This is a genomic window from Streptosporangium sp. NPDC004379 (genome assembly GCF_042873875.1).
GTDB lineage: Bacteria > Actinomycetota > Actinomycetes > Streptosporangiales > Streptosporangiaceae > Streptosporangium.
The window spans coordinates 1-11,490 of sequence record NZ_JBIAMC010000033.1; the positions used below are offsets into that span (position 1 = coordinate 1).

Sequence of the window (11,490 nt, forward strand, 5' to 3'; positions counted from 1 at the left end):
CCGGGGACGGTGTGGGAGAGTAGGTCGCCGCCGGACAATCTTTCATGGGAAGGGCTGTTCTCTGACTTCGTCAGAGAACAGCCCTTTCTGTATTTGTCGGGCTTTCGGGGGTTCCCGGGTTTCGGGATTCTGGGTTTCGGCGGGGCTCTGGACGTTCGTCGTCCGGGGCCCCGCTTTTTCGCGTTTCCCGGGTTTCGGGGTGTGGGGAAGGGCCGTCCTCGGGTGGTCGGGAACAGAAAAGGGCCGCTCCCCCGGTGAATCCGGGGAAGCGGCCCTTTTTGTATTATCGGGGTTCTGGACGGTCGCCGCCTGGGACCTCGCTTTTTCGCGTCCGTTCCCCGGCCGGCCCCGTACGAATCACGGCGTGATGAAGAGGGCGTCGCCCACGGTGCGTTCCCTGCCGTCGGACGGGCGGTTGACGACCTTGCGGCCGACGACCATCGCGGACGAGCCGCCGCCGTCGAAGTTGACTGCCTGCTTGGCGCCGAGCCAGCGCATCAGCTGTGCCGCCTCCACCATCGAGGCGCCGACGCTCACCCCGGGATCGCGGCCGTCGACCGTCGCCACGATCAGCCCCCCGGACCTGCCGATGCCCACCAGCGTGCGCGGATGGCGGCGGAGCATCATGTTGACCGACGCCTGCCCGTCGGCCTTGGCGGTGATCTGCACCCGGCCGTTCCTGACGAGGCCGACACCGCCCCCCATGATGTACGTCTCGGGAGTGAGGGGGACGCCCCTCCCGGTCCGCAGGTCGATCACCTTGTTGTCGATGCTCATCGTGGACCCGTCGGGAGCGTACGACAGCAGCCACTCCGCCATGCTCCCGGTTCCGTGGAGGACGGAGGATCCGCGGGGGACGGCGCCGCCGGCCGCGCGGGCGGTGGCCTTGCCCTGGGCGTCGATCACGACCTCGGCGCCACCGTCGGCCGCGGTCTTGGCGCCGAACTCCTGGGTGTAGAGGACCAGTTCGTCGGGGCCGGCGGCGCGGTTGATGCCCTTGACCTCGGCTCTGGCCCCACCCGAGGAGGCGGCGGTGGTCACCGACTTCAGCTCGGTGATCCGGGCCCTGCGTCCGTTGAGCACCAGCCCGCTGCGGCCGGCCACCGCCTCGCTGAGCAGCCTGCCGCCCACCACGGAGACGCCCATGGGGTCTCCCTGGAGCTGCTTCGGCGTGTGGATGTTGAAGAAGCCGCCGTTGACCCCGGCGATGGCGTTGAGGCCCTTGGCCATCGAGCTGGTCGTCTCGCGCTTGGCGACGCTCACGCCGACGCTGGTCTTGAAGGATCCCCGGAAGAGCTTGGGGTCGACCATCAGCACGTGCATCTTCCATGGGCCGGTGGTCTCGGCTCCGTCGTCGGCGAGGTAGTCGGTCTTGGCCTTGATACCGGCCTCTTTGAGGTCCTTGACCATCTTGTCCGCACCGGCGCGCTGCTTGAACGCCCACTCCCCGATGCGGACCATGTACCGCTCCACCGCCGGGGCGTCGGCCGCGGCCGGCTGGACGATCCGCACCACGACGGGGGTGAACCCCGCGGCGGAGGCTTCCTCGGCCTTGAGCTGCGCGGCCTGGAGGGTTCCGTCGTCGTGCCCGTTGGGCATCAGCAGCGACACCGTCCAGCCCTGCGTGGAACTGCCGTGCGCCACATCGAACAGCCGGACGCCCCGGCTCACCTCCCGCTGGTTCTTGGTCAGGGGGCGGCCCTGCTCCTGCCCCAGGGGGAAGGCCGATGTGGGGAGTGTCAGGCTCGTCTGTTCCGCGTGGGCCGGGACCGCTGTGGCGGCCAGTGCGATGGCGGAAAGCCCGACGATGATACGTCGCGACATGTGCGTGTTTCTCTCTCCCCGTTGAGGACCGGACTTCGGTGCACCATCGTGCCGAAGATCCACACAGCCGGGGGAGCGAAACACGCAAAAAGCCATGAGAAAGTCGGAGAAAGCATCGGGTCATCCGCCGCGCCGCCGTGGGGAACGTCCGGAGCCCCGGTACGGTTCCGCCGCGAGAGCCGGCCGTGCTGGTCAATAGGGGTCAGTCCCCGCGGTTTCGCTGCGGGCGTGGGAGGGCGGCGTTACGGTGCAGTAGCCGCATTCCCTCAAGGCCGGGCGGCACAAGTTGCGAGAGGCAGCCGTCATGGGGCTGAGCATTCTCATTGTGATCATCGCGAGCATGGTCCTCGGTTTCATCCTCGGCGTGGTCATGGCGCGACCGCGGCGCTGGGACCTGTACGTCTGCGCCGACGACACCGTTCACGCCGAGGCCGGGCCCGACGGGCCCTCATAGGCGGGCGCGGGCCGTACGGAGTCTGGGTCCCGTACGGCTCGCGCCGCACCCTGGACCGGACCTGGGAAGGCGCGGTCCCCGCGGTTCCGGTACGGGCGTTTCAGCCGCGGGGCTTGTCTCTCCTGAACGACTCCAGGGCCAGCAGGGCGACGTGGAGGGAGAGGCAGGACTCGACGTCGTCCAGGTCGGTGTCGAGGATGCGTTCCAGGCGGTGGAGCCGGTCGTAGAAGGCGGGCCGGGACAGGTGGGCCCTCTGGGCGGCGACGGCCTTGTTGCGGCCGGAGTCGAGGTACACCCGCAGGATCCCCGTCAGGTCGCCGCCTCGCTGGGCGTCGTGGGCCAGCAGGGGGCTGAGCTCGCGTTCGGCGAAGGTCTGCAGCCGGGCGTCGTCTCTGAGCAGGTGCAGCAGGCCGCGCAGCCGCAGGTCGGGGAGACGGTAGAAGGGGCGGCCGTCGGGCTGGCGGAAGGCGACGTCGGCGACCTGCTCGGCCTCCAGGAAGCTTCGCCGTACGTCGCGGAGGGACTCGACGTCCGAGCCGGCGGCGAGGACGAACGGTGCGGTGAACGCCGTGCGCAGGCGGTCGGAGAGGGTGGTCAGCGCCGACTCGACCGGGGTGCGGGGCGGCAGTGGGAGCAGGACGCCGACGCGGTTCTGGTCGAGGACGCCGACCAGGGCGGGCAGCCGGGCGTCGCGGCAGGCGGCCGCGGCGGCCTCCGCGAGATCGCCGAGCCTGGCGAGCTGCTCCTGGCCGTCGAGGGGGTTCTCCGACGCCTCGGCCAGCCGCAGGACCACGCTGACCAGCCTGCGGCCGGTCAGCGGCACCCCGACCGCACGGGCGCGGGCCGCCGCCTCGTCGGGGTCGGCGTAGGCGTGGGAGAGGATTCCGGCGATGATCGTGCCGTGCGCCTGGCGTTCCAGCGACTCCTGGTGACGCTCCAGCAGGCGGCCCAGGGCGAGGGTGGTGGCGGCGCGTTCGGCGAGCACGATGTCACGGGGGTCGGGCTGGGCGTCGCACAGCATGATCAGGCGTCCCCAGTCCTGACCCCGGGCCCCGACCATCGTGACCAGCCAGCCGGCGGCGTCGTCGTAGGCGGTGCGCCGGCCGGGGGCGACCGCCCGGGACCGCGTCTCCCAGCTCGCCAGCAGCGTCCCGGTGTCGCGTCCGGCGGTGTCGCAGGCGAGGACCTGGTGGGCGAGGTTCTCCAGGAGGACGGGCCGCCCGGACAGCCGGGCGACCTGGCGGAGGACCTCGGCGGGGGAGGCGCCCTCGACCGAGAGCTCGGTGAACACCTCGTGAAGCTGCTCGGAGGCGCGCAGCTCCTCCAGCTGGATGTCGATGATCCGGGCGTGAACCGACTCGGTGATCTGCACGAACGGCGTCTCGCGGCCGAGCGTGATCAGCGGCAGGCCGTGCTTCTCGGCGGCGTTGACCACGCTCCTGGGCAGTTCCCTGACGAACTTGCGGCCCAGCTCCACGATCAGCCCGGAGGCGCCGACGGCGGCCAGTTCGGCGATGTAGTCGGCGAGCCGGTCGGGGTCGTCGGGAAGGGCGATGCCGGTGGTGAGCACCAGTTCCCCGCCGCGGAGCAGCTGGGCGATGTCGGTGACCTCTCCCACGTGCACCCACCGCACGCGGGTGTCCAGCCGGTCGGCTCCCGCGACGACACGGGGGTTGCCCCGGCGGACGGTGTCGAGGGCGAGCACGTCGGCGATCGTAGGGAGCACCCACCGAGGTTATCTGATCAGCGTGTAAATACGGATTGCCGGTGCTTTACAGGATGTTTCGTGACATTGTGCAGTTAACCGCTTCCGTGACGCCGGTGATGGTCTCACCGGGCCACCGGGGCAGGCAACGCCGTACCCGTTCCGGGAATTCCGCGGTGCGGTACCCATAGGGCCTGAGGTCGCTTGACCCTTCCCTGGCAGAAGAAGCGATGGTCGACACTTCAGGCACGGACGGTCGCGGAGCGGGCCGGGGCGCTTCCGGCGTGGAGGAACTGGATCTCCGCCGGCTGCTCGCCGGTCTCACGGCGGTGCGCGACGGCGACTTCGGGACGCGGCTGCCGGACGACGGCGACGGGCTCCTCAAGGAGGCGGGTGGTCGGCGGCTACGGGCACCGGGAGACCGACCGCCGGCACCGTTTCGGCGACTCGCTCGTCGGGCAGGCCGCGCTGTCCAGACGGCCCATCCTGGTGGAGGACGTCGCGCCAAGCAACTCGCGCTGGCCTCGAAGTACAAGAGCGAGTTCCTGGCCAACATGAGCCAGGAGCTGCGCACCCCGCTCAACTCGCTGCTCATCCTCGCCCAGCTCCTGGCCCAGAACCCGGCCCGGAACCTGACCGCCAAGCAGGTGGAGTACGCCAACGTCATCCACTCGGCCGGCACCGACCTGCTCCAGCTCATCAACGACATCCTCGATCTGTCCAAGATCGAGGCCGGGAAGATGAACATCACGCTGGAACCGCTGGACCTGCGCCGGCTCCTCGACTACGTCGAGGCGACCTTCCGCCCGCTGACCACGGAGAAGGACCTCAGGTTCGACGTGACCGTCGCCCCGGACGTGCCGGAGGAGCTGCTGGTGGACGAGCAGAGGCTCCGGCAGGTGCTGCGCAACCTGCTGTCCAACGCGGTGAAGTTCACCGAGACGGGGTCGGTGGGGCTGCGCATCGAGCGGCCGACCGGCACCGGGCTCCCGGGGGTCCCCGGGCAGGACGTGCTCGCCTTCCACGTCACCGACACCGGCATCGGTATCGCCGAGGAGAACCTCTCACAGATTTTCGACGCCTTCCAGCAGGCCGACGGCACGACCAGCCGCAAGTACGGCGGCACCGGGCTGGGCCTGTCGATCAGCCGGGAGATCGCCACGCTGTTCAACGGTGAGATCCGGGCGGTCAGCGTCCTCGGTGAGGGCAGCACCTTCAGCCTCCTCCTGCCGATCGCCGGTGTCGCGACCGGTGCGGCGGCCGTCCGGCCCGCGCCTCTTCCCGTACCCGGCGACCGGCCCGCCCCGGAGACGGCCGCGGCGGGCCCCGCTCCCGCGGCCGGCGCGGCGCAGGGGGCGGAGAGGCGCCGTCTGCTGGTGATGGAGTCCAGGCCGAACGGCCTGCTCTCCCAGATCGCCGAGAGCGCCGTCGCCGACCTGAGCGCGACCCACGGGCCGGTCGTGGTCTCCACCGCCGGCGACCCGGCCGCCGCGATCGACGTCCTGAAGGGCGCCGTCCACCACTGCATCGTGCTCGACCTGGGCATGCGGCAGGACGGGGCCGCGGAGTTCCTGCGGCTGCTCGACGAGGACCCGGTCCTGCGGGATTTGCCGGTGCTCGCCCACCACACCCGCACCCTCACCAGGCCGCAGGAGAACCTCCTCAAGGGGCGGTCCAACACCCAGCCGCTGGAGCGCATCCCCAGCCTCGACGAACTGCGTGAGCGCATCGCCCTACACCTGTCGGCGCACGCGCCCGGCGGCGTGCCGCCGCTGGTGCAGCCCAGCCTGGAGGAGCACCCCCGGGCGATGGACGACGCGGACACCGTGCTGGTGAACCGCAAGGTCCTGGTCATCGACGACGACGTGCGCAACGTGTTCGCGCTGACCAACATCCTGGAGCTGCACGGCATGGAGGTGCTCTACGCCGAGAACGGACGCAGGGGCATCGATGTGCTCTCACGCAACGAGGACATCAGCCTCGTCCTGATGGACATCATGATGCCGGAGATGGACGGCTACGTCGCCACCGCGGCCATCCGGAAGATGCCGCGCTTCGCCGACCTGCCGATCATCGCGGTGGCCGCCAAGGCCATGCACGGCGACCGGGAGAAGACCCTGGCGGCGGGCGCCAGCGACTACGTCACCAAGCCGGTCGACTCCCAGGAGCTGATCTCCCGTATCCAGCAGTGGATGGGCCTGTAGGGTCCGCCTTCCCCGCGTGTCTCTTCGTCCCGGACGTCCGGGGCGAAGAGACGTGCGGACGGGACCCGGGGGTCCGGGCCCGCGGGATCCCGCAGCGGCGGGCGCGCGCCCGGCCGGCCCCGGCGGACCGCTCACACGCGGGGGGTGAACCGGGTCAGGTCGTAGATGCCGAGGCTTCTTTCGATGTCGGCGACCCGGTTCACCATGTCGGTGAATCCGTCGGGACCGAAGCGGCGGTGCTCGTCCTCCTCGAAGACCTCGCTCAGCTCCAGCAGCTCCCGGGGCGTGAGGAGGTCGCGGAAAGCCGGGAAGACGACGGTGTCCTCACGGGCCTCGTGCGGCTCGTACATCCGGACGAACGCCGCCATGTCGGCGGTCAGGCGGCGGCGGGCCCGCGCGTCCGGAGACCGGGACGAGCCGGTGGTCTCCAGGATGCGGTCGGTCAGGACGCGGCCCCGCCGGTGCTGGAGCTGGAGCGTGTCCACGGTGCCGGTGAGCCGGCCGGCCCGCCGTAGCCTGGGGAAGACGTGCTTCTCCTCGCTTTCCTCGTGGTAGTCCTGGATGAACTCGCGGATGACGCGGGCCCCGTCGTGCAGCTCCCGGGACGGCACGCGTTCGCCGCGGCTGATCCGCCGCAGCCCCTCGCGGTACACCAGCAGGACGCGCTTGAGGACGCCGTGCTCGCGCATCAGATCCTCCGGCGGCGTGACCGGCACCTCCTCGGGGCTCCCGGCAGCCTCCCCGGACGGTCTTCCCGGCGCGGGGGATGGATCCGCGCCGTCCGCCCGGGCCGCCGCCTGCGGGCCGGTCGCGGCCCCCAGCGCCAGGACGGGCAGGCCCAGAAGGTCACGGCGGCGCACCGCCGGGGTCGAGGGATCTCCAACGACGTCCATTCCTGCCGTCACCGCCTCGCCGTACTCGCCCGCCCGCGCCGTCGCCCCCCGACGGCGTGCGGTGGGGTTTCTTCCCGCGTGCCACGGCGCCACGCCGCGGCCCGGGTAATGCTTCGCCCACCCCCGGCCGCCACCGGGTACGGCCGGCCCCGGGCGGGGCGGCCGTACGGGCGGCCGGGCGGGGCGGTCAGGCGGGGGAGCCGGGATGCTCGCAGGGGGAGGCGGCCCCGGCCCGGCCGGCGGCGTCCGGGCCCGGCGGATGGGCGTCCCCGCGGTCCAGGCGGGCATGGAGGCCGTCGAGCAGGCAGGTCAGGCCGAAGTCGAAGGCGAGGGCGCGGCTGGCCTCGATGTCCGTGTCCCTGTACCGGGCGTAGTGCGCGGCCAGGTCGGGGTGGTCGCGGACGGCGCGCTCCGCCACGCTGTGCGTCGTCTCCATCAGCTCCGGGCCGCTCATCCGGGTGGCGCCGAGGGCCGCGCGCCAGGCGATCTCGGGCGTGGTGGCGCCGAGCACGAAGGCCAGCAGCGTGGACCAGGCGTAGTCCACCGCCATGCCCTGGAACCCGGCCCGCTGGAACAGCTTCATCAGCCTGGCCACCAGCGCGACGGCGTTGGGGCCGAGGGAGGGTCTGGAGCCCAGGAGGACGGCCGCCCAGGGGTGGTTCAGGAGGACGGCGCGCACGCTGTGGGCGAAGGCCGAGACGGCCTCGCGCCAGGCCGCGTCCTCGTCGGGCAGGGTGAGCTCGCCGTAGACCTCGTCGAGGGCGAGCTCCAGCAGGTCGTCCTTGTTGGCGACGTGCCAGTAGATGCTCGTGGCCCCGGACCCGAGCTTGGCGCCCAGGCGGCGCATGCTGAGCGCGTCGAGGCCCTCGGTGTCGAGCAGTTCTATGGCCGCCCGGACGATCTGGGTCCGGCTGAGCGTCGCGCTCCTGGCGGGCCGCGGCTCGCGGGTCCAGACGGAGCTGAAGGGCTGGTTCACCCCTCCAGCATAAAAGGGTTCGCACGCCGTTCGATTTTGTCGTACGGTGTGCGAGTGGAATCGCACACCGTACGAGCCGAGCCGCACCCCCGCCGCTGGTGGATCCTGGGCGTGCTCTGCCTGAGCCTCCTCGTCCTCGTCATCGACAACACGGTGCTGAACCTCGCCATCCCGTCCCTGATGAGGGACCTGAAGGCCACCCCCGCCGACATCCAGTGGATCATCGACGCCTACGTCCTGGTCTTCGCCGGGCTGCTGCTCACCGCGGGCAGTCTCTCCGACCGCTACGGTCGCAGGCGCTTCCTGATCGTCGGCCTGCTGCTGTTCGGCGGCGCCTCGCTGGTGGCGGTGCTGGTCACCGAGCCCTGGCAGCTGGTCGCCGCCCGCGCGCTGATGGGCGTCGGGGGTTCGATCCTGATGCCGAGCACCCTTTCGATCCTGATCACCGTCTTCGACGACGCCGAGCGCCGCAAGGCCATCGCCGCCTGGAGTGCGGTGGCGATGGTCGGCGTCATCGCGGGTCCCACGCTGGGCGGCTTCCTGCTGGAGCACTACTGGTGGGGATCGATCTTCCTGATCAACGTGCCGGTCGCGGCGCTCGCCGTCGTCGCCGCCGCGCTGCTGATGCCGGAGTCGCGTGGCCCCGCCCGCCGGCTCGATCCGCCCGGTGTGCTGCTGTCGGCCACCGGCATGACCGCGCTGGTCTACGCCGTCATCTCCTCGCCGTCCGAGGGGTGGGCCTCGCCCGAGGTGCTCACCGCCGCCGGGCTGGCCGTGCTGGCGCTCGGCGGGTTCGTGCTCTGGGAGCGCCGCAGCGCCCATCCGATGCTGCCGCTGGAGCTGTTCCGCAACCGGAACTTCAGCGGCTCGTCGTTCTCCATCGTGCTGATGTCGTTCGGCGCGGGCGCCCTGCTGCTGATGCTCACCCAGTACCTCCAGTTCGTGCTGGGATACGGGGCGATGAAGGCCGGGCTGGCGCTGCTGCCGTACGCCGTGGCCGCCGCGGTCTTCAACATCCTGGGGGCGGCGCTCGGCCAGAAGGTCAGTACCCGCACGCTGGCGGCGGCGGGCCTGGCCGTGATGGCCCTCGGCTTCGGGGCCCTCGCCTTCATGACCGCCGACACCGGGTACGGCCTGCTGATCACGGGCCTGATGCTCATGGGCGTCGGCGCCGGGATCGCCGGGCCTGCCGTCTACGCGACGCTGATGGGCGCCGTGCCGCCCCAGCACGCCGGCGTCGGGTCGGCGCTCAACGACACCGTCCAGCAGGTCGGCATGGCGCTGAGCGTGGCCGTGCTCGGCAGCGTGCTGGCCGGGGTCTACCGCTCGTCCATGCCGGAGTCGGCGCCCGCCGAGGCCCGGGACTCCGTGGCCGTGGCGTTGCGGCTCGGCGATCCCGGGCTGGCGCGGACCGCCCGGGAGTCCTTCGTCTCGGCGATGGCCTTCGGTTCCTGGGTGGGCGTCGCCTTCACCCTCGCCGCCGCCGTCCTGGCGTTCGTGCTGCTACGGCCGGTGGTGGCGGCATCGCCGGCCGCGCGTCCCGGCCTCGTGGAGGCGGGCGGCTGACGGCACCCCGGCATCGGCGGCCTCGACCTTCCCGGCGCCCCGGCCTCTCGGCCACCGTGGCTCCTTCTGTCCCGCCCGTATCCCGGGCGGGGCGATGGGGCGGCCCGGTATTACGCCCGGTATTACGCCCGGTATTACACAGTGACGGCTCCGGCCGTAACCTCCCGACAGGTTGCCCGTGGGAGCGGCGGGCAGGAAAAGGGATACTCGACGTATGTCGGACCTCCTCGCGCGCCACCGGGCGGTAATGCCCAACTGGCTGTCCCTTTACTACAACGAGCCCATCGAGATCGTCGGCGGCAAGGGCAACCGGGTCGTCGACGTCTCGGGCAAGAGCTACCTCGACTTCTTCGCGGGCATCCTCACCAACATGATCGGCTACGACGTGGCCGAGGTGCGGGAGGCCGTGGAACGCCAGCTCGCCACCGGTGTCGTGCACACCTCGACGGTGTACCTGCTGCGCGGTCAGGTCGAGCTCGCCGAGAAGATCGCCCGGCTGTCCGGCATCGAGGACGCCAAGGTCTTCTTCACCAACTCCGGGACCGAGGCCAACGAGACCGCGCTGCTGCTGGCGACCTACGCCCGCAGGTCGGACCAGGTGCTCGCCATGCGGCAGAGCTACCACGGCCGATCCTTCGGCGCGATCAGCGTGACGGGCAACCGTTCCTGGAAGAACAGCTCGCTGTCGCCGCTGAACGTCCACTTCCTGCACGGCACCGACCGGCACCTCGCCCAGTTCCGCGGGATGTCGGACGCCGACTACATCGCCGCGTGCGTCGAGGACCTGCGTCACGTGCTCGCCACCGCCACCGGCGGTGACGTGGCCGCCCTGATCGCCGAGCCGATCCAGGGCGTGGGCGGCTTCACCATGGCGCCGGACGGACTGTTCGCCGCCTACAAGGAGGTCCTCGACGCCGAGGGCATCCTGTTCATCTCCGACGAGGTGCAGACCGGGTGGGGCCGTACCGGCTCGGCGTTCTTCGGTATCGCGAACCACGGCGTCACCCCCGACATGATGACGTTCGCCAAGGGGCTGGGGAACGGCTTCGCCGTCGGCGGCGTCGTGGCCCGCGGCGACCTCATGGACGGCCTGCACGCGGTCGGCCTGGCCACCTTCGGCGGCAACCCCGTCTCCATGGCCGCCGCCAACGCGACCCTCGACTACGTCCTCGACCACGACCTCCAGGCCAACGCCGCCCGCACCGGCGCCCTGATCATCGATGGGCTCCGCGAGGCCGCGCCGCGGCTGCCGGTCGTCGGCGACGTCCGCGGCAAGGGCCTGATGTTCGCCGTCGAGCTGTCCGACCCGGCCACCGGCGAGCCCGCCCCGGCGCTGGCGGCCCGGTTCATGGAGGAGACCAGGAAGGCCGGCCTGCTCGCCGGCAAGGGCGGCCTGCACGGCAACGTCCTGCGCATGGCCCCGCCGCTCACCCTGAGCATGGACGAGGCCGCCGAGGGTCTCGGGATCATCGTCAACGCACTCGAAGTCGTCAACGCAGAGGTCGTCCCGTCGTGAAGAACATCACCCACTGGATCGGCGGAGCCGCCGTCGAGGGCGGCGACGGCACCGCCGACGTCTTCGACCCGGCGACGGGGAAGGTCAGCGGACAGGTCCACCTGGCCGGGACCGAGCAGGTGGACGCGGCCGTGGCCGCCGCGGCGGCGGCCTGGCCGGCGTGGCGCGACGCCTCCCTGGTCAAGCGCGCCCGGGTGCTGTTCCGCTTCCGCGAGCTGGTCGACGCCCACGCCGATGAGCTGGCGGCGCTGATCAGTGCCGAGCACGGCAAGGTCCACTCCGACGCCCTGGGCGAGGTGGCCCGCGGGCTGGAGGTCGTGGAGTTCGCCTGCGGCATCCCGCACCTGCTCAA

The 11,490-nt window shown here is 71.4% G+C and carries 9 protein-coding genes; 5 read left to right on the plus strand and 4 right to left on the minus strand.

Going from position 1 to position 11,490, the window contains the following annotated elements:
* Positions 1-357: 357 nt before the first annotated feature.
* Positions 358-1,824: a phosphodiester glycosidase family protein gene (locus tag ACFYSC_RS36650; RefSeq protein WP_389970930.1), complete on the minus strand. Its 1,467-nt coding sequence runs from the start codon at positions 1,822-1,824 to the stop codon at positions 358-360.
* Between the two features lie 325 nt (positions 1,825-2,149).
* Between ACFYSC_RS36650 and ACFYSC_RS36655 the strand changes: the two genes are divergently transcribed.
* Positions 2,150-2,278, plus strand: a complete 129-nt coding sequence (locus ACFYSC_RS36655) for a hypothetical protein (RefSeq protein ID WP_389970933.1) — start codon at positions 2,150-2,152, stop codon at positions 2,276-2,278.
* A gap of 100 nt (positions 2,279-2,378) precedes the next feature.
* Here ACFYSC_RS36655 and ACFYSC_RS36660 read toward each other — a convergent pair whose 3' ends face one another.
* A complete protein-coding gene (locus ACFYSC_RS36660) occupies positions 2,379-4,004 on the minus strand; it encodes a PucR family transcriptional regulator ligand-binding domain-containing protein (RefSeq protein WP_362947007.1) in 1,626 nt (541 codons plus the stop codon).
* 209 nt (positions 4,005-4,213) lie between these two features.
* Between ACFYSC_RS36660 and ACFYSC_RS36665 the strand changes: the two genes are divergently transcribed.
* A complete protein-coding gene (locus ACFYSC_RS36665) occupies positions 4,214-6,187 on the plus strand; it encodes a response regulator (RefSeq protein ID WP_389970937.1) in 1,974 nt (657 codons plus the stop codon).
* Positions 6,188-6,318: 131 nt separating this feature from the next.
* On the opposite strand, the gene ACFYSC_RS36670 is transcribed toward ACFYSC_RS36665, so the two are convergent.
* Together ACFYSC_RS36670 and ACFYSC_RS36675 are read right to left on the minus strand one after the other, a co-directional pair.
* The gene (locus tag ACFYSC_RS36670; protein WP_389970940.1) at positions 6,319-7,080 is read right to left on the minus strand and encodes a hemerythrin domain-containing protein; all 762 of its coding nucleotides are present in this window, start codon (positions 7,078-7,080) and stop codon (positions 6,319-6,321) included.
* 187 nt (positions 7,081-7,267) lie between these two features.
* Positions 7,268-8,056, minus strand: coding sequence for a TetR/AcrR family transcriptional regulator C-terminal domain-containing protein (locus ACFYSC_RS36675; protein ID WP_389970943.1), 789 nt, complete (start codon positions 8,054-8,056; stop codon positions 7,268-7,270).
* Between the two features lie 54 nt (positions 8,057-8,110).
* Here ACFYSC_RS36675 and ACFYSC_RS36680 point away from each other — a divergent pair, with 54 nt between their 5' ends.
* From ACFYSC_RS36680 to ACFYSC_RS36690, 3 genes are all read left to right on the plus strand, one after another.
* The gene (locus tag ACFYSC_RS36680) at positions 8,111-9,622 is read left to right on the plus strand and encodes an MFS transporter (RefSeq protein WP_389970946.1); all 1,512 of its coding nucleotides are present in this window, start codon (positions 8,111-8,113) and stop codon (positions 9,620-9,622) included.
* A gap of 214 nt (positions 9,623-9,836) precedes the next feature.
* On the plus strand, positions 9,837-11,138 hold the full coding sequence (locus ACFYSC_RS36685; protein WP_389970949.1) for an aspartate aminotransferase family protein: 1,302 nt from the start codon (positions 9,837-9,839) through the stop codon (positions 11,136-11,138).
* On the plus strand, positions 11,135-11,490 hold a 356-nt coding region (locus ACFYSC_RS36690; RefSeq protein ID WP_389970952.1), incomplete at its 3' end, for an aldehyde dehydrogenase family protein. The genes ACFYSC_RS36685 and ACFYSC_RS36690, both read left to right, overlap by 4 nt.

Coding starts and splice junctions, on each gene's coding strand:
- ACFYSC_RS36650 (WP_389970930.1), bottom strand. CDS start 1,824: ATGTCGCGACGTATCATCGTCGGGCTTTCCGCCATCGCACTGGCCGCC.
- ACFYSC_RS36665 (WP_389970937.1), top strand. CDS start 4,214: ATGGTCGACACTTCAGGCACGGACGGTCGCGGAGCGGGCCGGGGCGCT.
- ACFYSC_RS36670 (WP_389970940.1), bottom strand. CDS start 7,080: ATGGACGTCGTTGGAGATCCCTCGACCCCGGCGGTGCGCCGCCGTGAC.
- ACFYSC_RS36685 (WP_389970949.1), top strand. CDS start 9,837: ATGTCGGACCTCCTCGCGCGCCACCGGGCGGTAATGCCCAACTGGCTG.